This is a genomic window from Flagellimonas chongwuensis (genome assembly GCF_013376415.1).
In the GTDB taxonomy this organism is placed as follows: Bacteria; Bacteroidota; Bacteroidia; order Flavobacteriales; family Flavobacteriaceae; genus Flagellimonas; species Flagellimonas chongwuensis.
On sequence record NZ_WYET01000009.1, the window covers coordinates 18,964 to 39,694 of the forward strand.

The 20,731-nt window shown below is 41.9% G+C and carries 21 protein-coding genes; 10 read left to right on the forward strand and 11 right to left on the reverse strand.

The features are described 5' to 3' along the window. Together GUA46_RS15070 and GUA46_RS15075 are read right to left on the reverse strand one after the other, a co-directional pair. Nucleotides 1-1,284, reverse strand: a complete 1,284-nt coding sequence (locus tag GUA46_RS15070) for an APC family permease (RefSeq protein WP_176621186.1) — start codon at nucleotides 1,282-1,284, stop codon at nucleotides 1-3. A 38-nt stretch (nucleotides 1,285-1,322) separates the two neighbouring features. Continuing rightward, nucleotides 1,323-2,117 (reverse strand): DUF2797 domain-containing protein, encoded by a 795-nt coding sequence (locus tag GUA46_RS15075; protein ID WP_176621187.1) that lies wholly within the window; start codon nucleotides 2,115-2,117, stop codon nucleotides 1,323-1,325. Nucleotides 2,118-2,215: 98 nt separating this feature from the next. Here GUA46_RS15075 and GUA46_RS15080 point away from each other — a divergent pair, with 98 nt between their 5' ends. Both GUA46_RS15080 and GUA46_RS15085 read left to right on the forward strand, forming a co-directional pair. Next, nucleotides 2,216-3,730, forward strand: coding sequence for a GH3 auxin-responsive promoter family protein (locus tag GUA46_RS15080; RefSeq protein ID WP_108244853.1), 1,515 nt, complete (start codon nucleotides 2,216-2,218; stop codon nucleotides 3,728-3,730). Nucleotides 3,731-3,901: 171 nt separating this feature from the next. Continuing rightward, complete coding sequence (locus GUA46_RS15085; protein ID WP_218109572.1) at nucleotides 3,902-4,447, forward strand: hypothetical protein; 546 nt, start codon at nucleotides 3,902-3,904, stop codon at nucleotides 4,445-4,447. Here the strand turns inward: GUA46_RS15085 and clpX are convergent. From clpX to GUA46_RS15120, 7 genes are all read right to left on the reverse strand, one after another. Beyond that, nucleotides 4,444-5,679: an ATP-dependent Clp protease ATP-binding subunit ClpX gene (gene clpX / locus GUA46_RS15090; RefSeq protein WP_108244851.1), complete on the reverse strand. Its 1,236-nt coding sequence runs from the start codon at nucleotides 5,677-5,679 to the stop codon at nucleotides 4,444-4,446. The two genes, GUA46_RS15085 and clpX, sit on opposite strands and share 4 nt — an antisense overlap. 86 nt (nucleotides 5,680-5,765) lie before the next feature. Then, the gene (gene clpP / locus GUA46_RS15095) at nucleotides 5,766-6,446 is read right to left on the reverse strand and encodes an ATP-dependent Clp endopeptidase proteolytic subunit ClpP (RefSeq protein WP_108244850.1); all 681 of its coding nucleotides are present in this window, start codon (nucleotides 6,444-6,446) and stop codon (nucleotides 5,766-5,768) included. Nucleotides 6,447-6,536: 90 nt separating this feature from the next. After that, nucleotides 6,537-7,859 (reverse strand): trigger factor, encoded by a 1,323-nt coding sequence (gene tig / locus GUA46_RS15100; RefSeq protein ID WP_176621188.1) that lies wholly within the window; start codon nucleotides 7,857-7,859, stop codon nucleotides 6,537-6,539. A gap of 99 nt (nucleotides 7,860-7,958) precedes the next feature. After that, the gene (locus GUA46_RS15105) at nucleotides 7,959-8,303 is read right to left on the reverse strand and encodes a phage holin family protein (protein ID WP_166246891.1); all 345 of its coding nucleotides are present in this window, start codon (nucleotides 8,301-8,303) and stop codon (nucleotides 7,959-7,961) included. Between the two features lie 78 nt (nucleotides 8,304-8,381). Then, on the reverse strand, nucleotides 8,382-9,884 hold the full coding sequence (locus GUA46_RS15110; RefSeq protein ID WP_176621189.1) for an SGNH/GDSL hydrolase family protein: 1,503 nt from the start codon (nucleotides 9,882-9,884) through the stop codon (nucleotides 8,382-8,384). Nucleotides 9,885-10,021: 137 nt separating this feature from the next. Next, nucleotides 10,022-10,792 carry an alpha/beta fold hydrolase gene (locus tag GUA46_RS15115; protein ID WP_108244846.1) on the reverse strand — a complete coding sequence of 257 codons (771 nt, stop codon included), beginning with the start codon at nucleotides 10,790-10,792 and terminating at the stop codon, nucleotides 10,022-10,024. Next, complete coding sequence (locus GUA46_RS15120; RefSeq protein WP_108244845.1) at nucleotides 10,792-11,508, reverse strand: pyridoxine 5'-phosphate synthase; 717 nt, start codon at nucleotides 11,506-11,508, stop codon at nucleotides 10,792-10,794. The genes GUA46_RS15115 and GUA46_RS15120 overlap by 1 nt, the downstream gene beginning before the upstream one ends. 85 nt (nucleotides 11,509-11,593) lie before the next feature. Here GUA46_RS15120 and GUA46_RS15125 point away from each other — a divergent pair, with 85 nt between their 5' ends. The 8 genes from GUA46_RS15125 to murI all read left to right on the forward strand — a co-directional run bounded on the left by GUA46_RS15125 (nucleotide 11,594) and on the right by murI (nucleotide 19,804). Beyond that, complete coding sequence (locus GUA46_RS15125) at nucleotides 11,594-12,250, forward strand: CBS domain-containing protein (protein ID WP_176621190.1); 657 nt, start codon at nucleotides 11,594-11,596, stop codon at nucleotides 12,248-12,250. A gap of 1 nt (nucleotide 12,251) precedes the next feature. Further along, nucleotides 12,252-13,133 carry an NAD kinase gene (locus GUA46_RS15130; protein WP_176621191.1) on the forward strand — a complete coding sequence of 294 codons (882 nt, stop codon included), beginning with the start codon at nucleotides 12,252-12,254 and terminating at the stop codon, nucleotides 13,131-13,133. A gap of 112 nt (nucleotides 13,134-13,245) precedes the next feature. Next, complete coding sequence (gene porG / locus GUA46_RS15135; RefSeq protein ID WP_176621192.1) at nucleotides 13,246-13,929, forward strand: type IX secretion system protein PorG; 684 nt, start codon at nucleotides 13,246-13,248, stop codon at nucleotides 13,927-13,929. A gap of 1 nt (nucleotide 13,930) precedes the next feature. Next, nucleotides 13,931-14,671: an isoprenyl transferase gene (locus tag GUA46_RS15140; RefSeq protein WP_176621193.1), complete on the forward strand. Its 741-nt coding sequence runs from the start codon at nucleotides 13,931-13,933 to the stop codon at nucleotides 14,669-14,671. After that, nucleotides 14,643-17,279 (forward strand): BamA/OMP85 family outer membrane protein, encoded by a 2,637-nt coding sequence (locus tag GUA46_RS15145; RefSeq protein ID WP_108244840.1) that lies wholly within the window; start codon nucleotides 14,643-14,645, stop codon nucleotides 17,277-17,279. Before GUA46_RS15140 ends, GUA46_RS15145 begins: the two co-directional genes overlap by 29 nt. A gap of 275 nt (nucleotides 17,280-17,554) precedes the next feature. Next, complete coding sequence (locus GUA46_RS15150) at nucleotides 17,555-18,376, forward strand: OmpH/Skp family outer membrane protein (RefSeq protein WP_176621194.1); 822 nt, start codon at nucleotides 17,555-17,557, stop codon at nucleotides 18,374-18,376. A 49-nt stretch (nucleotides 18,377-18,425) separates the two neighbouring features. After that, a complete protein-coding gene (locus tag GUA46_RS15155) occupies nucleotides 18,426-18,935 on the forward strand; it encodes an OmpH/Skp family outer membrane protein (protein ID WP_108244838.1) in 510 nt (169 codons plus the stop codon). 89 nt (nucleotides 18,936-19,024) lie between these two features. After that, nucleotides 19,025-19,804, forward strand: a complete 780-nt coding sequence (gene murI, locus GUA46_RS15160) for a glutamate racemase (RefSeq protein WP_176621195.1) — start codon at nucleotides 19,025-19,027, stop codon at nucleotides 19,802-19,804. A gap of 3 nt (nucleotides 19,805-19,807) precedes the next feature. Here murI and GUA46_RS15165 read toward each other — a convergent pair whose 3' ends face one another. Next, on the reverse strand, nucleotides 19,808-20,299 hold the full coding sequence (locus GUA46_RS15165; RefSeq protein ID WP_176621196.1) for a dihydrofolate reductase: 492 nt from the start codon (nucleotides 20,297-20,299) through the stop codon (nucleotides 19,808-19,810). Next, nucleotides 20,296-20,688 carry a 2TM domain-containing protein gene (locus GUA46_RS15170; protein ID WP_176621197.1) on the reverse strand — a complete coding sequence of 131 codons (393 nt, stop codon included), beginning with the start codon at nucleotides 20,686-20,688 and terminating at the stop codon, nucleotides 20,296-20,298. Before GUA46_RS15170 ends, GUA46_RS15165 begins: the two co-directional genes overlap by 4 nt. Nucleotides 20,689-20,731 lie beyond the last annotated feature (43 nt).

Sequence of the window (20,731 nt, forward strand, 5' to 3'; positions counted from 1 at the left end):
CTATGGCTTTTTATTTTTTTCGAACTTCTTGTAGATCCATTCAATCAAAAAACAAGTCCCGATGATAGAGATGGCCACGATTACTCCCATTCTGTTTGTTCCGAATTGTTGCTGTAGCAGAACGCCCATGGCAACGATGCATAGTACAAACCCTATGATAGGAATTGTTTTTCTACTGCCCGTGGTTTTGGACAGCTTAAACCCAACGTAATTTACCATGGCAAAAACCAGAAGAAAACCTACACTGCCCGCAGTTGAAATACTTTCCAGTTTCAAGGTGTTGGTCAATATAATGGTAAGAATGGCCGTAATAAGTAATCCTACGGGCTGATTCCAAAGTTTAAAGGTGAACTGATGGGGGAGTTCGTCATCCTCGGCTATTTCATAGCTTACCCTGCTTCCGCCATAAATAGAGGCGTTTATTGCCGAAAACGTAGAGATGAGTGCAGCTATGGTAATGATGGTGAAACCAGTTTGGCCGAGCATAGGTTTGGCTGCTTCGGCCAAAACATAATCCTCAGCCGTTTTTATTTTGTCGAAGGGTAGGGAGCCTACAGTGACCACCGCAATAATAATGTACAAAAGCACCACAAAAATGATGGAAATATAATATGCTCTTGGAATGTTCTTTTCTGGATTTTTAATGTCGGGAGCCGAATTGGCAATGAGCTCAAAACCTTCATAAGCTACAAAAATTACCATCCCGCCTGTCAAAAGCTGTAAGGGAGCTTCCCAGTTTTGCGGGGATAATTGTTCCAAGTTCGGATTGCCCATCAAACCATACAATCCAACGCCGATAAAAGAAATCAGGATGACCAACTTTATGATTACGGCATAGGATTCTATCATCCCTACTACCTTAACACTGTAATAATTTATTATTGACGCCAAAACAATGATGCCCGTTGCATATATATGAAAATCCAACTCTGTTCCACTGATGGATAGAAGGTTTGGGGCATAGGAACCAAAGGCGGATGCATATAGGGATAACATAATGATGTAACTTACCCAAAGCAAGTTGTTGATGCCTCCGCTAAATATGGTTTCTCCAAAACCTTGGTTAATAAATTTGACGGTACCTCCCCAATCTGGATAGGATTTGGATAGTTTTACATAACTATATGAGGTAATCAGGGCTAAGATGCCCGCAAACAGAAAGGCCAGTGGGGTTCCTCCTTTGGAGAGGGTCACAGCCAAACCCAAAACCGCAAAAATCCCGCCACCGACCATACCGCCGATTCCTATGGAGATTGCTTCGGTAAGTTTGATTTTTTGGCTCATAACGTATGGTTTCGGTACTGGGATTTTAGGGATTAAAATCAGCTAAAATTGATGCCTACATAATATCCTTCGCTACCGCGTACATTGAATACGGTATTGTCTTCAAAAATAAGATACTGTCCTTTTATGCCCTTGAGAGTTCCTTTATAGCTTGGAGTTTTGTCAAGATTCAGGCTTTTTACCTTTTCTGGATATTTTAACACGGGAAACTCAAGGTTGGTTTCTTCTCGGTCATCCAAAAAATAATCCAAGGCTTCCTCGGGAATGCTTGCTTTTAATTTGTTGCGCCACTCCACCAAGTCTACGTCCTCAATATCGTTCTGGAGCATTTTCCGCCAACTGGTTTTGTCGCTAACATGATCTTTTAGGGCCACTTCGGTAATTCCTGCCAAATAGCGATTGGGTACCTCCACAATCTCTATGGCCTCATGTGCACCTTGATCTATCCAACGAGTGGGGACTTGTGATTTTCTGGTAACACCAACTTTAATACTGCTCGAGTTGGCCAAGTACACAATATGGGGCTGCAACTGCATCTTTTTCTCATATTCAAGGTCTCGGTCCTCTTTGTCCAGATGTGCCGTGCTCAATTCGGGCTTCATGATCCAATCTCCGGCACGGGGCGTTTCATAAAAGCAGGTTTTACAAAAACCCTGTCGGTAGATAGGTCTGTCCTCGCCACAGTTCAAGCATTGAAATTTGATAAAATCAATCTGAAGTTCCCTGTTCAGCCCCTGGTTCATATTGATAAAATCGTTCTCGAAAACCAAAAAATATTGGATTGGGCTCCCTATTTCTGTTCGCATCTTTCTTAGGACTCCTTCGTATAACATAATGAAATGAATGTGTTTGTCTTATTTGAAAATGAGTGTTAGAAAAGCTATTTTAGCAGTTGTACTAACCTTAACTTTATTGGTTAAATATACCTAAAATGCCAATACCTTTATTCAATTCCATTGCTTCTTGGTTATTAAGAAAGCGCTACCACCAAATAGAGCTTTTTTTAAAGTATCCTTTGGATGTTCAGGATGAGGTATTGCGACAACTTCTGGATTTTTCACAGGATACCATGATTGGTAAACAATATGGGTTCAAAGACCTTCCCAAATATGAGGAGTTCAGGAACAGGGTGCCGATTGTAGCTTATGAGGATATTGCCCCACTGATAGAGCGTACGCGTAGGGGGGAACAGAACCTATTTTGGCCAACATCCATAAAATGGTTTGCCAAGAGTAGTGGAACAACCAATGCTAAAAGTAAGTTTATCCCAGTAAGTACAGAGGCTTTGGAAGATTGCCATTATAAATCGAGCAAGGATTTATTATGCCTCTACTTGAACAACAACGAAAACTCTCAGTTGTTTACAGGGAAAAGTTTGAGGTTGGGCGGTAGCAAGGAACTTTATGAGGATAATGGGACTTTTTTTGGAGATCTATCTGCAATATTGATTGATAATATGCCCCTTTGGGCCGAATACAGCAGTACACCTAGCAACAAGGTGTCGTTAATGACGGAATGGGAATCCAAACTGGAGGCAATCATAGAGGAAAGTATACGCGAGAATGTGACCAGTTTGGCAGGTGTTCCTTCTTGGATGTTGGTGCTGCTCAATCAGGTTTTGGAGAAAACCGGGAAAACGCATTTATTCGAGGTTTGGGAAAACTTGGAAGTTTATTTTCATGGGGGAGTAAGTTTCACACCCTATAAGAATCAATATAAAAAACTGTTGCCCCGGAAAAAGTTCAACTTTTATGAAACCTATAATGCCTCGGAAGGTTTCTTCGGAATCCAAGATCAAAATAATTCTGATGAGCTGTTGTTGATGTTGGACTATGGCATCTTCTATGAATTTATTCCGATGGGTGTCAATGGGGAAGGCGAGCAGGCCATTCCGCTGTGGGATGTCCAATTGGGAGTCAACTATGCCATGGTGATAACCACCAATGCCGGGTTGTGGCGCTATAAAATTGGAGATACCATCCGGTTTACCTCCAAAAATCCGTATCGAATCAAAATCACGGGTCGTACCAAGCACCATATCAATGTTTTTGGAGAGGAACTTATCATAGAAAATGCGGAAGAGGCCTTAAAACAGGTTTGCCTAAAGACCGAAGCGGAAATTATGGACTATACGGCAGCACCTATTTTTATGACGGATAAGGAAAAAGGTGCGCACGAATGGATCATTGAGTTTAGAAGGCCGCCCGCAGATATTGCCTATTTTACAGAAATGCTGGACAATGCGCTAAAAGCACTTAACTCCGATTACGAAGCCAAACGCTATAACAACATTACTTTAAAGATGCCCAAAGTGCACGTAGCGCGGGAAAACTTGTTCCATAATTGGCTCAAATCCCAGAATAAATTGGGCGGACAGCATAAGATTCCCAGGCTCTCCAATGAGCGTGGCTGCATCGAAGAATTACTCGTCATGAATGCCCAATAATCTGTAATTGCTTTAAAATGTAACTTTATTTGCGGTTTACGAAAACGTTTTCGTAGATTTGCCCCGTTCGTCGTGGAAAGGTTTCTTTTGAACAAATAAAAGAGGATTTGCGACGTTTATTAATGAAATTCCCCTCATCAAATCTTTTATCAAACACAAAACCATTAAATCATGGCAGAAAAACTTGTTGTAATCTCAGATAAATGGGGTGCAAAAAAAGGCCTTTGGATAGCATCATATTTTGGCTATTTACAACAATACTACGATATTGTTTTCCACGATTGTCAGCAATTGGGCAATGTGGATGTCTCCATTTCTTCTGAAGAAAATATTGATAAAGCTTTTTTTGAAGACAATGGAATTGAAAGGGCTGTTTCCAACTTGATCAGGAAAGAAAATGAACCAGCCCATTATTTAGCCTTTGGTGTAGGGGCAACAGTGGTTTATAAAGCATCATTGAAAGGCTTACCGGCAAAAACAATTACTGCGATTTCCGCAATTGGTCTTGAATCGGAAGAGCAAACACCACTTACTACTAACGTACAGCTAATTTTCGGTGAGTGCGATAAAAGGAAACCCGGTCTTAAGTGGGCCAAAAGTGCGGCAGCCAACCTTAGGATTGTGCCCAATTTTGGACATACACTCTATTCTGACGAGAAAATCATCTCCGAAGTAAGTTTGGAACTATTGGAAAATGTCACAAAAAAAGCAGTCTAAGAGACTGCTTTTAATTTTTTCACGGTTTCGTAAGAGAGTTTTTTCTCTGCATAACCCTTAGTGACCTTGAATTCCGTTTCATCGCTGCTGGGCAATGTGAACATCGCGTCGGTAAAGACAGCTTCGCACAGGGAGCGCAATCCTCTCGCCCCGAGTTTGTACTCTACGGCCTTCTCAACAATATAGTCCAATGCTTGCTCTGTGATGGTGAATTCTATATCATCCATGGCAAACAGTTTTTCGTACTGCTTGATGATGGCGTTCTTGGGTTCTGTTAAAATGGCACGTAAGGTCTTTGCATCCAAAGGATTCATGTGTGTAAGCACGGGGAGTCTTCCAATTATTTCTGGAATTAGCCCGAACTCCTTTAAATCTTTGGGGATGATATATTGTAGGATATTTTCTTGGTCCAAATTTTCTTCCGCCTTGGAAGCGCTATAACCTACCGCTTGCATGTTCAAGCGTTTGGTGATAATACGTTCTATACCATCGAAAGCACCACCTGCAACGAACAGAATGTTTTCCGTGTTGACCTCGATAAATTTTTGGTCGGGGTGTTTTCTGCCCCCTTTGGGTGGAACGTTTACGGTGGTCCCTTCCAAAAGTTTCAACAGCCCTTGCTGAACACCTTCACCGGATACATCCCGAGTAATGGAAGGGTTGTCGCTCTTTCGGGCGATTTTGTCAATTTCATCAATAAATACAATGCCGCGCTCCGCCTTTTCCAAGTTATAATCGGCGGCTTGCAACAAACGGGTCAAAATACTCTCCACATCCTCGCCTACGTAGCCAGCTTCGGTTAACACTGTGGCATCTACAATGGCCAAAGGCACGTTCAGCATTTTGGCAATGGTCTTGGCGATAAGGGTTTTTCCCGTACCGGTTTGACCTACCATTACGATGTTACTTTTTTGGATTTCGATTTCCTCATCCTTGCCCTTGGGCTGCAACAATCTTTTATAATGATTGTATACTGCTACGGACATTACTTTTTTGGTTCTTTCTTGTCCAATCACAAAAGTGTCCAAGAACTCATGGATCTCCATAGGTTTTTTTAGGACCAGTTCGGAGGAGAGGTCTTGATTTTTGGTCTGTTTGGACTCTTCGGCTACAATGCTGTGGGCCTGTTCTATGCATCTATCGCAAATATGCGCATCCAAACCGGCTATCAATAGATTCGTTTCCGGTTTTTTTCTACCACAAAAAGAACATTCCAAATTTTCCTTTGCCATATAAATTCAATCTTCAACCGACAATAACGTAAAAAAAATGAAATTGTTCTACGTTAAGTGGTTGTTTTTTAGTCAATTGGTTTGAATTAAGATTTTTCTCTGACCAATATTTCATCAATCATACCATACTCTTTGGCTTCTGGCGCCTTCATCCAGTAGTCGCGGTCGCTGTCTTCGTATACTTTGTCGAAGGTTTGACCGGAATGCTTGGAAATAATCTCATATAGCTCATTTTTGATCTTGAGCACTTCTTGCGCTGCAATTTCAATATCGCTGGCCTGGCCCTGGGCTCCCGAAAGGGGCTGATGAATCATTACCCTTGAATGTGGAAGTCCGCTTCTTTTGCCCTTTTCACCAGCGCAGAGAAGCACCGCGGCCATTGAAGCTGCTATTCCTGTACAAATAGTGGCCACGTCTGGTTTTATGAATTGCATGGTGTCGTAAATGCCCAAACCTGCATAAACGCTTCCGCCTGGGGAGTTGATGTAGATTTGGATGTCTTTGGAGGCATCGGCACTTTCCAAGAACAGTAGTTGCGCTTGTATAATATTGGCCACTTGATCATTGATTCCCGTTCCCATAAAAATGATCCTGTCCATCATCAATCGGGAGAAGACATCCATGGCAACAGCATTCAATTGCCTCTCCTCAATAATGTTCGGGGTCATGTTCATTGGGTACATGGTACTCATGAGCTTATCATAGTACATACTGTTTATACCATGATGTTGGGTAGCATATTTTTTGAATTCTTTTCCGTAATCCATAGGATTTTAGTCGATTTATCTTAAAAAAAAGGTGCCGAAAAATTAGCTTTCCGGCACCGTAAAGATACTTAATTTTCTTTTAGCGAAGCCTTAGCTATATGCTTCCTTGATGAAGTCGTCATAGGAGACTTCCTTCACTTTAAGGTTAGCCTTTTCTTTGTAAAGGTCCAAAAGTTTTTGGCTCATCAATTGTTCGGACAATCTTTTTACTTCGTCCTGATTGCTCATTACCCTAGCTGCAACACTTTCCAACTCTTCTTCTTTTGGGTCCATGTGGCCGTACTGTGCCATTTGTGACTTGATGAATCCTTTGGCGAATTCCTTCAATTCATCAAACTGGACCTGAAGTTCATTTTCTTGGATAATCTTACCCTCGATCAATTGATAACGAAGACCTTGCTCGGATTTTTCAAATTCTTCTTTGGCTTCATCCGCGGTCAAAGGATTTTCTCCACTGATTTGAATCCACTTCTTCAAAAATTCTGCAGGAAGTTCGAATTTGGTCTCCTCGATCAATTTTTCAGTGATGTCGTTCAACAGTTTTTGGTCGGACTGCTGCTCGAACTGCTTTTCTGAATCTTCCTTGATTTTATCCTTTAGTTCTTTTTCAGAAGTAACCTTTCCTTCACCGAACAATTTATCAAAAAGCTCTTGGTCCAAAGCGGCAGGTTCTCTTTCGTTGATTTCTTCAATGGTAAAAGTTACATCGACCTTTAGGTCTTCTGCCTTGTCACGGGCAATGCCCAAGGCGCTTGATAGCAAATAGTCTTCTTTAAAAAGACCTTTGGTATTCAGGGTAACTTTGTCGCCCACTTTTTTTCCAGCAAGTGCATCAATTGCTTTTTTGCTTTTGATCTTGTCCATTTCAAGAGTGGTCTTGTGGTCGATTTCTTGCTCTTCGTTGGCGAAGAAGCCAGTAATCTCGTCTTTCTTTCCCACTTCGGTCTTGGAAATCAATTTTCCGTATTGCTTTTGAATACGTTCCACTTGCTCCTCGATCATTTTTTTATCGGCAACAATTTTATATTGGGTCACCGCTTTTTTGGTCTTCAAGTTTACATCGAAGCTTGGTGCCAATCCCAATTCAAATTCAAAATCAAGATTGTCTTTGTCCCAATCAAAGTTGTCCTGCTGCTTTGGGAGTGGATTTCCCAAAACATCCAATTTTTCTTCGGTAAGGTATTTGTTTAGATTGTCCTGAAGCAATTTGTTCACTTCGTCCACCAAAACAGCCTTGCCATACTGCTTTTTGATAAGCCCCATGGGAACTTGTCCTTTTCTGAAACCAGGAATGTTGGCCTGTTTTCTATAATCTTTAAGGATTTTTTCTACTTTATCCTGATAGTCTTCTTTGCTTATGGCAACCTTTACTACTGCATTAAGATCGTCAATCTGCTCTTTGGTTATATTCATTTCCTACCTAATTTGCTTTCTAAAAATGGGATGCAAAAGTAACTCTTTTTTGATTTGCTGCCAAGTTTTTAAACCGTTGACTTTCAAACCATAGAATTTCTACTGGTCTTCTTTTAAAACGGAGTGCAAAATTGCCTGCAAAAAGGAGAGTAAAAGGCTAAATATGATGGCCCACCAAAAACTCTCGACTTGGAATCCATCTATCAGATTTGCGGTCAATAAAATAATTATAGCATTGATTACCAATAAGAAAAGTCCCAAGGTCAAAATGGTGATGGGCAAGGTAAGGATGACTAGAATCGGTTTTACCAAAAAGTTGAGTAAACTTAATACTACTGCCACGATAATTGCTGTGAACATGGAAGACACGCCTACGCCAGGTAGCACATAGCTCAATATCACTACGGCCAATGCGTTTAATAATAATCTTAAGATAAGTTTCATAGGTTTGATAAATAGTTTGTTGCAAATAAAAAAGGCACCGAAATTCGGTGCCTTTAAGATAAGTAAAATAATGTTTGTTTAGTCAATATACAAACCGGTGTAGTCCAAAGGATTTACTCCGGGAAGATTAGAGCTATATTTGGCATTGATTGCCTCTATGAATGCATTCGCCACAATGGCATACCCTCTAGGTGCTGGATGGACCCCATCTAAAGAAAAACCTCCTCCTGTGGCAAAAGTTGCGTCCACAACGCTTCCGTCAGCTTGTTGGAATCCATTGGCGTTAAGTTCGGCCAATAAGGCATTGGCGTCTACAAATGCAAGGTCATAGGCTGTTGCCAAACCTGCTATGGTTTGGTTGTAAGCTGTAAGAGCGGTTTCCACAATGGCCTGCTCTTCTGGGGTAAGGACCCATTTGTCCGCCAAAGGAACCGCAACACCGTTTATCGATGTTGGGATGTCTGGGTTATCAAGTGTGCCTATAAAAGTTCTTGAAGTTAGCACCATCAGGTCGTCCGCCGTAGCCTGTCTCATGTTGATCAATGCAGGGTTGTATCCTGTCAGGTCAGTGAGGTCTTCATCAATAATTACTACGGCATTTCCTTCACCTGCGGCAAAAGAGATGGTTCGCTTTTCTAATTCTTCTTCGGTGATAATGCTAAGTTGTTGCAACTGCGCTAAGCCGGCGTTGTATGCACCGTATGCTTCGGCGCTATTCAGGTAAGCTGCCGTAGCTGCATCCAATGGAATTGGGTTGTGTGGAACCGTAGTGAAATATGGGATGTCCGTTACATTAGGTAGGTTGGCAATGGCGCCATCTGCCCCGTTGGCGGTCATCGCCTGTAGTATCGCATCCAATGATCCTGCAAACACATTGGGGTCGGTAATGTCATTTCTGTTGTAGGTGCTAGGGTCTACGTTCCCGGCTCGGTCAACACCTGTCCCTCCTCCCGTGGCATAGAGCAGAATATCGTTTGCGCCTGCCCAAACGGTGAAAAAGGTTGCTCCTTGTGCGGCTGCATCACCTATAACGGTTGCGGATTCCGAAGAGGAGAATCTCGCAAAATAAGGATTGGCAGTTCCCATGGCCACGCCGGTTACACTACCATATCCGGGAGCCAACAATTCGTAACTTTTAGCGCCGGGTACGCCCATGTTGTTGTATGTGCCGGGCAATTTAACGGCTACATCAGTAGTGCCTTGTCCTTCAACGGGAACAGGGCTTGGACTTTCGCCCAAAAAGGATAATATCAATCTATTACCAGCTATTTGGGTTCCGCCAAGAGTCATTCCTCCTAGATTATCCGCCATAAAGGGGATTTCGAAACTTCCGCCTCCAGCAAGGGCAAAGTTTGCAGCCAACATATTCGGAAAGGACGCCTTTTGTCCGTCTTCAAACAATGCATTGTCAGAGAAACCTGCGGTGAGAGAATTCCCTACAGCTACGTAGTTGGAAAAATCCGCAGATCCTGATGTATATTCAACTGGGTCTGGGCCAGTTGTTTCGGGTGGGGTTGTATCATCTTCGCATGCAATCAAGAATAAGCCTAGAAATGGGAGAAAGGCATAAAACTTTTTCATATCAAAAAATCTGTTACAGTTAGTTTATGTTAATTGTTGTGGTAAGAACCAGAATTAACCAAATCTATATCAAATTTGTCATACAGACAATTAAATAGCTGAAAAAATTATGCATGCATAATAAAAAGGGTTGAAATTTAAGAATTCAGAAACGCAAGACTCTTGTTGTAGAACTGTTTTGGGTTTTCGGCATGCAACCAATGTCCAGCTTTGTCAATGGTTTCTATTTCGGCTTGTGGAAAGTGTCTTTTTATCTCGGCAAAATTATCGGGTTGGATATATTCTGACCGATCTCCGCGTAAGAATAGCGTTGGTCCCTCATATACGGCATTGGAGGAAATGTTCTCTCCAATTTCTTCCATTCGTTCTTTAAGGACGTCAAAATTAAAGCGGAAACCCAATCTGTCTTTTTCTTCCCAATACAGGTTCTTGAGCAAGAACTGGCGGATGCCTTTTTCTTTGATGTGCTTGGAAAGCTCTTCGTCCGCTTCCCGTCTATCCGAAATCTTGTCGAAATCTAAGTGGGAAAGTCCGTTGAAGATAAAATGATGATGGGGTGGGTAATACCTCGGCGCAATGTCGGCAATTATCAATTTGGTTACCCTGTCCGGGTTTGAAGTGGCCAATTGCATAGCTGTTTTGCCGCCCATGGAGTGTCCCATCACGTAAGCTGAATCTATATTGTGATGGTCCATATATCGGATAACGTCTTCGCTGAGCACATCGTAGTTGAACTCTTCGGAATGAAAACTTTTGCCATGGTTACGTTGGTCTATCAGATGTACCTCATACCCGTTTTCGGAATATTGGGTTCCCAATGTCTTCCAGTTATCGGACATGCCCAAAAAACCATGTAGAATGATAAAAGGTTGTCCTTCTCCCAATATTTTAGAATGTAATATCTCCATTATTTCAATCTATGTAAGTACATGTTCACCACATTTTCTAGGCCAAGATATAAGGATTCACAAATCAATGCGTGGCCTATGGATACTTCCAATAGATGTGGGATGTGTTCTTTGAAAAATTTGATGTTGTCCAAGCTGAGGTCGTGCCCGGCATTGAGTCCAAGCCCAACTTCGTGTGCCATTTTGGCCGCTTCAACAAAAGGTGCTATTCCGCCTTCTTTATTGCCCTTGGCGAATTCATGGGCAAAGCTTTCTGTGTAGAGTTCTATGCGATTGGTGCCTGTCTCGGCAGCTCCCTTTACCATTGAGGGGTCAGGGTCTACAAATATGGAGGTGCGAATGCCGTTTTCCTTAAAGGTCTTGATCACATCGACCAAAAAATCTTTATGTTTTATCGTGTTCCAACCAGCGTTGGAGGTAATGGCGTCTTCGGCATCGGGTACCAAGGTGACCTGTGTGGGTTTTACCTCAAGCACTAGGTCGATAAATTTTGGGACCGGGTTCCCTTCGATGTTGAACTCCGTGGTCACCACTTTTTTAAGGTCTCGTGCATCTTGGTAGCGTATATGCCTTTCGTCGGGGCGTGGATGTATGGTGATGCCTTCCGCTCCAAAAGATTCAATATCCTTGGTGGAAGTTATCAGGTTGGGTACATTGCCGCCTCTAGAATTTCGTAATGTTGCCAGTTTATTTATATTGACACTCAACTTTGTCATGTAGTTGTTTTTAGAATGTCAAAAATAAGAATTCGGCATGCCTTTTGCCATTTTAAATTAGTATTTTGCACCTAATAGATTTGTTATGTACATCCAAGACAAAATAATCAATACGATTCCCATTTTTGAGGTTTCGGAAACTTTGAAGGACGTTATTAAGTTTTTTGAGGAGACTACGTGTTCCCATGTTGGGGTAACCGAGAACGGTACATATTTGGGATTGTTGTCCGAAAATGACCTGGCCTGTTTTGAGCCTGAAAAAAAGGTTGATGATTTTAGATTTGAGATGGAGGACTTTTTTGTGGTAAAGGAAACAGCTTGGTTGGATGTTTTGGAAATGTTTTCCAGAAACGAGGCCAATGTGCTTCCGGTGCTGGACGAAGACCGTTTGATAGTTGGGTATTACGACCTTGAAGATGTGGTCGATGTATTTATTGATACTCCTTTCTTTAGGGAGCCGGGCGCCATTTTGGTGGTCTCCATCGGTATCAAGGATTATTCATTTAGTGAGATAGCACAAATTGTTGAAGGTAATAATGCCCGTTTGTTGGGGGCATTTATCACCGATTCACAGAACGATATTGTTGAGATTACCTTGAAGGTGGGAACGCAGAGCTTGAACGAGGTGGCCCAAACCTTTAGACGGTACAACTACACCATCGTGTTCGGAAACAGTGATGACCAATTTATAGAGGATTTGAAACAACGTTCCGACTATCTGGAAAAATATCTTAACGTTTAGTATGAAGGTAGCCATATTCGGTCTGTCTTTTCAAAAGGAGGACCAGCTTTGTGTAGAGGAGCTTTTGGACGAACTCAAGAAGTTGGATGCAGCGGTTTATGTAGAGGAGAACTTCAATAAACTCGTGGCTACCATCACCAAAACACAGGTTAAGGGGACGTTCAACCAATCCAAAGGATTGGATTCCTCTTTTGATATGTTCGTGAGCTTTGGTGGGGATGGAACTATGTTGCGCGCCGTTACCTATATAAAGGACTATGGTATCCCCATTGTGGGTGTCAATACAGGGCGATTGGGTTTTCTGTCCACCTTTAAAAAGGAAAATGTCCGAAAGCTCGTAACCGAGTTTGAAGCTGGACACTATACCGTTGAGGAACGTAGCTTGGTGGAAGTAGAACTCAATTCGGAACTAGAGGAGTTCAACGGGCTCAATTTTGCGTTGAACGAAATAACCGTCAGTCGAAAGGATACCACTTCCATGATTACCGTAGAAACGTGGCTGGATGATGAGTATTTGACCTCGTACTGGTCCGATGGATTGATTGTTTCCACGCCTACGGGCTCTACCGGATACTCCTTGAGCTGTGGCGGCCCAGTAATCGCACCTTCGGCAAAGTCTTTGGTGCTTACGCCTATTGCACCGCACAACCTTAATGCGCGTCCACTCGTGATTTCCGATACCACACAGATAAGATTGAAGGTTTCAGGAAGGGAAGAGACGCATTTGGTTTCTTTGGACTCCCGTATCGCCGACATTTCCAATGGCAAGGAAATCCGAATCAAAAAAGCGGACTTCACCATCAAAATGATTGAGTACAAATCCGAAAGTTTTCTGAAAACTTTACGCAACAAATTGCTTTGGGGGGAAGATAGACGGAATTGATACCATCAAAAACAATAAAAGGAGCGAAAAACTGTTTTACAAGGGAAAGCAATAGTAAACATTTATCTATAGATCTTCCTTTACTCTTAACTCTAGTAACTTTTTGGATAGTATGCGGATAGTTTTGGCTGTTTTTCTATGCTGTGTGATGAAGATGAGCGCACAGACGTATGAGATAGGAGTATTTGCCGGTGGTGCCAATATGATAGGCGATGTGGGAAGGACTAATTATATATTGCCTTCCGGACCTGCCTTTGGCGGAATATTCAAATGGAATGCGGGAAAACGCTATGCTTGGAGGGCCAGTGTGCTCTACGGGGAAGTAACTGCCGACGACAATAAATCCCATATGCAATCCAGACAGCAAAGAGGATATGTGGTGGATAATTCCATTTTGGAGTTCTCCGCAGGTCTCGAAATCAACTTTGTTGAATACAACCTTCATAAGCTCGGACCCGCCTTCACGCCTTACTTGTACACGGGTGTGACCTACTTCAGATACGATTTTAATTACATTGATGCCCTTCAAATGCAGGATATTAACCAAAAAGACGGTAGTTTTGCAATTCCAATGACGGTTGGGGCTAAGTATCGTTTAAATCAATTCTTGATTCTTGGAGCCGAAATTGGGGCCAGATATACTTTTACGGACAATTTGGACGCAAGTAACCCAGAAGGTTCCAATTTTGAGCAATTCCGATTCGGGAATATATTGAGCGACGACTGGTACGTCTTTACAGGTTTTACATTAACGTATACCTTTGGACGTAAACCTTGCCAGGATTGTTTTCAATAAAATGCATACACTAGAGGACGTAGACAAAGAAAAACTACCGCAGCACGTGGCCATAATTATGGATGGCAACGGTAGATGGGCAAAACAACGAGGGAAACTCCGTATGTTCGGGCACGAGAACGGGGTGGAATCCGTAAACCAAACCGTGGAGAGCTGTGCAAAGCTCCAGATTCCTTTTTTAACGCTATACGCCTTTTCCACAGAAAACTGGAATCGACCAAAGACCGAGATAGAAACCTTGATGAAGCTTTTGGTAAACGCTCTTAAAAGAGAGTTGAAAACCTTGAACAAGCATAATATTAGGTTGAAGGCCATCGGAAAAATCGACACACTGCCCAAAAAAGTCTATAAGGAACTTACCGAAGTAATGTCAAAAACCGAAAATAATTCGGGTATGACACTTACGCTCGCATTGAGCTATGGCTCGCGGGAGGAGATAAAAACAGCGGTACAAGAGATTGCGGTCAAAGTTAAAAATAACATAATTTCCCCCGAAAATATTGACGAAACAGTTATAAATACACATCTTTACGCGCACTTTTTGCCTGATGTAGACCTACTTATACGCACAAGCGGCGAATGTAGAATAAGTAATTTTTTACTTTGGCAGATAGCATACGCCGAATTATATTTTATTGATGTATTTTGGCCCGACTTTAGAGAGCACCATTTGGTAGAGGCCATATTAAGTTATCAAAACAGAGAACGACGATTTGGAAAAACGAGCGAACAACTTAACTAAGGGTATCAAAAACATCATCCTTTCAACCCTTATTATCCCACTATTTTTATTTTCAGCCCAAGGTATTGCCCAAGAGACCGATTTTGAAGAAGGCAAGCAATACATTTTGGGAGGGTTGACCGTAACTGGCCTACAGAGCTACAATGAGCAGACCGTGAAGAGCTACACCGGTTTAAGGGTAGGGCAGCCCATTAAGGTGCCCGGCGATGAAATAAGTGCAGTGATCAAAAAGCTCTGGAATCTAGACTTGTTCAGCAATGTGGAAATGTTCTACACCAACATTGAAGACGATAAAATATTTTTGGAACTGAGCATTACCGAAAGGCCTACTTTGAACAACGTAACGGTTTATGGGGTCAAAAAGCGTAAGGTTGAAGATATTATCGACGACACAGACCTTAAGAAAGGAAAGAAAATCACCGAGAGTTTGATTGCCAATACCAAGAACTATCTTCAGAACAAGTACAAAAAACAAGGGTTCTTGAATGCCAAGGTGAGCATTGCTACAACTGCGGATACCACGGGTACCAATGTGCAGAACATGGTCATCAATGTAAATAAAGGTGATAAGGTAAAAATTAAGGACATCAACTTTGTTGGCAACGAAAAACTATCGGACAAAAGGCTCCGCAAATCCCTGAAGAAAACCAAAAAGAAAAAGTTTTATCGTTTTTGGAAGAAATCCAAATATATTGAGGCAGAATACCAAGAAGACCTCGATAACTTAATTGATACCTATGCAGAAAGAGGGTATAGGGACGCCCGTGTATTGTCCGATACCTTTGTGAAACTGGACGAGAAGAACATTGAGCTTACGATTAAGGTAGAAGAAGGCGACAAGTACTATTTCGGTGAAATCGATTTTGTAGGTAACTCTGTCTATACTGATAGAATGTTGAGTCAAGTACTCGGAATCAAAAAAGGAGATACCTATAATGGTGTAATGTTGAAAAAACGTATCGCCGATGATTCTGACCCGGATGCATCCGATTTAACAAACTTGTATCAGAACAATGGTTATCTTTTCTCCAGTATCAACCCGGTCGAGGTTTCAGCTGTAAATGATACCATCGATTTTGAAATACGAATCATAGAAGGAAAAGAAACCTTCTTGGATCACGTAACGGTTTCTGGTAACGACAAGACCAATGACCATGTAATTTACAGGGAAATCAGAACAAGGCCAGGTCAAAAATACAGCAAGTCCAATATTGTTAGAACAATAAGGGAATTAGGTCAGCTAGGATTTTTTGATGCAGAACAAATTGTGCCGGACATTCAAAACCCAGACCCTAATGCGGGTACAGTGGATGTGAACTATAGCTTGGTGGAATCCGGTTCCAGCCAGATTGAGCTTCAAGGTGGTTTCGGTGGTGGAGGTTTCATCGGTACGTTGGGACTTTCCTTCAGCAACTTCTCTTTAAAGAACATTTTCAACAAGGAAGCATACAAACCCGTACCAATGGGGGACGGACAAACCTTTGCCCTGCGTTTGCAGGCCAGTAGGACCTTCCGTGTCTATAGCTTGAACTTCTCCGAGCCATGGTTGGGTGGTAAAAAACCGGTAAGGTTTAACATGTCGCTGTCCAGAACACAACAGTTTGCTACGGGATATGATCAAAATGGAAGATTGGATGTGCAGAAAGATCGTGGATTCTCCATTACGGGAGTATCTGCCGGTTTGGCGAAAAGGGTTCAATGGCCGGATGATTTCTTTACGATTTCCCATTCCGTGGGTTATCAATATTATAAGTTCGATGATTATGATTTGGGACTATTTAACTTTGGTAACGGTAGCTCTAATTCATTGACATACACTTTTGGTATTTCCAGAAGTTCCCAAGGTCCCAGTAGAATTTTCCCCATGACGGGTTCCAATTTTGAACTAACGGCAAAATTCACACCGCCTTATTCGCTCTTTGGTGACAAAGATTTTAAATCGTTAAGAAACCGTAGGGAAGAATTAAGGGATATTTCTATAGAAAGAGAATTGACTACTTTGGAGGCCAATGAATTGAGAGAGATAGAAAAGGAACGCTTTAAGTGGTTGGAGTTCTATAAAGTAAAATTTAAGGGGGATTGGTACACAAACATAGTGGATAAGCTTGTTTTACGAACCAATGCCGAGTTCGGTTTCTTAGGTTCTTATAATAATGATATTGGGGATGTGCCCTTCGAGCGTTTTTATGTCGGGGGCGACGGTCTAGGAAACTTTAGTTTGGATGGTAGGGATGTGGTGCAGCTCCGTGGATACGAGAACAGTTCGTTGGCCTTTTCAGTGTATAACCCGATTAGACGGTCACAACAACAAGAAGGTGGCGTCATCTATAATAAATACTCCATGGAGCTTCGATACCCGTTGACCTTAAAACCATCGGCGTCCATTTACGTACAAACGTTTTTGGAAGCAGGTAACGCGTTCAATAACTTCCAGGACCTAAACCCATTTGAACTAAAAAGGTCGGCAGGTGCAGGTCTAAGAATCTTTATGCCGGCGTTCGGTCTTTTGGGGATTGATTTTGGATATGGTTTTGATGCAGATAACGTTAGACCAAATGCCGGACCTAGTGGTTGGCAGACACACTTTATCATTGGACAACAATTTTAATGACTTTAATCCGTTTCAGTTAAAAAGATCTGCCGGAGTGGGGCTACATATTTTTGGGCCGGTATCTATACTCTCTGGAATCAATTCTGATGAAAAGCTAAATGCAATGGCAAAATCAGGATTCAATATGGGGCAAGTAATCGGTAAACGGACTTCATCATCGGGCAGCAGTTTTAATTTATGGAAAACGCCTCTTTATTATTTTTCAAATAGTTCATTTTGAATAAATTAGTAATTTTGGCACGATATTTTCTATGTAAAATGCGGAATCAAAGATGAATACCAAAGTTCTTTTAACATTAGTCGTTTTGCTGACATCCTTTTACGGGCTTTCCCAACGGGGCGTTCGTATAGGTTATGTGGATATGGAGTATATCCTTGAAAATGTGGAAGAGTACAGGGATGCCACTAAGCAGTTGAACGATAAGGCCCAAAAGTGGAAGCAGGAAATCGAACTGAAGCAAAGCGTTGTCGAACAAATGAAAAAAGATTTGATGGCGGAAAAAGTGCTCTTGACCGACGAACTGATTTTGGAGAGGGAAGAAGAGATACAGCTATTGGAAAAGGAAATGTTGGATTACCAACAGAATCGTTTTGGACCGCAAGGAGATTTGGTCCTTCAAAAACAACTGTTGATACAGCCCATCCAGGACCAAGTGTTCAACGAAGTACAAAAAATCGGAGCCAATAAAAGATACGATTTTATTTTTGATAAATCCGCAGATGTTGTAATGTTGTACTCCGAAAAAAGACACGACATAAGTGACTTGGTTTTAAGGGAGATAGGACGCACCAGAAAAATAAGTGCTTCCAACAAAAAACAAGAGGAACAAAACCGTTTGGAACAGTTCCAAGAAGAGGAAGATCAAATAAGCGATGCACTAAGGGAAAGGCAAGAGCAAGCCGAGGAAGCCCTTGAAGAAAGAGAGAAGGCTGCCGATGAGCGCAGAGCTGAAAAGTTAAAAGAAAGGGAAGAACGCAAGAAAGCGTACGAAGAACGAAGGAGAAAATTATTGGAGGAGCGCGAAGCCCAGCGAAAAGCCAAATTGGAAGAGCGAAAAAAAGCGCAAGAACAACAAAAGGATTCAATAGGATAGATTATATTGAAACACTAAATTTAAAGTCAAAAAAGTAACGTTGAGAATCATGAAAAATGTAAAAAGAATCGCTGTAGCCCTAGTATTGTTTGTTGCGGCTACTGGTTTTGTAAATGCTCAGAGCAAGATTGCACACATTAATGTACAGCAATTATTGTCTGATATGCCGGAGATGAAGGCTGCACAAGCTGAATTGAAGAAATTACAAGAAACTTACAGAGCGGATATCCAAAGCTCTATGACCGAGCTTCAAAACAAGTATACACAATACGAAAACGAAGCAACTTCCAAAACAAGGGAAGAAAACGAGCAAAGAGCTGTTGAACTACAAGGTTTTCAGCAAAATATCCAAGAGGCTGAACAAGCTGCCATGCAGGAAATGCAAAAGAAACAACAAGAATTGTTTGCACCTATTTCTGAAAAGGCAAAAGCAGCAATCGAGAAAGTTGCAGCGGCAAAAGGTTACGATTATGTAATCGATGCAAGCCCAGGATTGAGCTTGATCGTATCCAAAGGTCCAGACCTTTTGGCAGATGTAAAAAAAGAGTTGGGTTTCTAAACCTTGCCGTCAATAATATTTTATTTGAAAGCCGCTTTTTTTAAAGCGGTTTTTTTATGCCATAAAAATTTAAGCCACTATTTTTAAGCATGCCAAAACCAATAGGAATTTTTGACTCAGGGGTAGGGGGAACCTCCATTTGGAAAGAGGTGGCCAAGATGCTTCCTTACGAGAATACCATCTATTTGGCGGATAGTGCCAATGCCCCGTATGGAGAAAAGTCAAAAGAAGAGATTTTAAGGCTCAGTATAAAGAATACGGAGTATTTGCTCAAGGAGGACTGTAAAATCATTGTAGTGGCCTGTAACACCGCCACAACAAATGCTATAGATCATCTTCGTTTGAATTTTGATGTGCCATTTATCGGAATAGAACCGGCAATTAAACCGGCGGCCCTCCAGACCAAAACAAAAAAGGTTGGGGTGTTGGCGACCAAGGGAACCCTATCCAGCAGTTTGTTCCACAATACCTCCAAACTCTTTGCTGAGGGCATCACTGTCTTGGAGCAAGAAGGTAAGGGTTTGGTAGAGCTTATAGAAGCAGGTGAGATTGACTCCCAAGAGATGAGAAGCCTATTGGCAACATTCCTGAATCCAATGCTAAAGGAGAATATAGATTGTCTGGTGCTGGGGTGTACGCACTATCCCTACCTTATTCCAGTTCTGAAGGAAATATTGCCAAGCAATGTCAATATCATAGATTCCGGTGAAGCCGTGGCCCGTCAGACCAAAACGGTCTTGGAACGGAACAACTTACTAACTAAGGTCAATCATAGTCCTGAACATCTTTTTTACACCAATGCCGATGTAAAAGTTTTGAAAGATTTGGTCAACGACCCCACTGCTCAGATATCTTCTATGGATTTTTAAACCCTATTTTCTTTTGTAGGTGAGGTAGGTAAAATCATATTCGTGCCTATCATCCTTTGGGTGATGTTCTTCTTTTACCAGTTTCCACTGTTCTTCATCAATCTCTGGAAAAAAGGCATCCGCTTCAAAAGTCCCATGAACCCTTGTCAATTCAATATCCGTGGCACGGTCCATGGATTGCTTGTAGATTTCTCCGCCCCCGATAATAAAAGCAGTCTCGTTGTCCTCTACCAGCGCAATTGCATCCGCCAATGAATGCACAATGGTGCAGGGGAACTTCGGATCATAGTCCTCGTCTCTGGTAATGGCAATATGGGTTCGGTTGGGCAAGGGTTTGGGAAAACTCTCCAAAGTTTTTCTGCCCATAATTATCTTGTGGCCCGAGGTCAGACTTTTAAAACGTTTAAAATCGTCCGGTAAATGCCACACCAAGTCGTTGTCCTTGCCAAGGGCATTGTTTTCGGCCGCGGCCGCAATAATGATCAATTTTCTCATTGATCTTTTTTTTTATTGATTTTGGAAATGGGAAAATCTGTCTCAATTTCCTTTTGGATTTCGCCGATACGCTTTTTTTGAAGGTTCACCAATCGCTCGCGCTGCTGGCGTTCCCAATCCTGCCCCATAAATTTATGAGTGACAAAAACATTGAATGTATGCAGCGCGACCAAAAAAGCCCATGCCAATACGATCCAAATGGACCAATCGTAGGCTTCACCGTATTTAAGGACTTTGTTGGCCAGAATCAAAAAAATACTGCCGATCAAAAAAATCACGAAGTGCGAGAACAACTGTTTCTTTTGTTTGGTGCGCTTATGGGCATTCTCCAAAAGTTCGTGCTGCTGTAAATCTATTTCGGACGTCTTCTTTTTACCAAATGACAACATGGAATGGCTATCTTTATCAACAAAGATAATCGAATTGTATCCA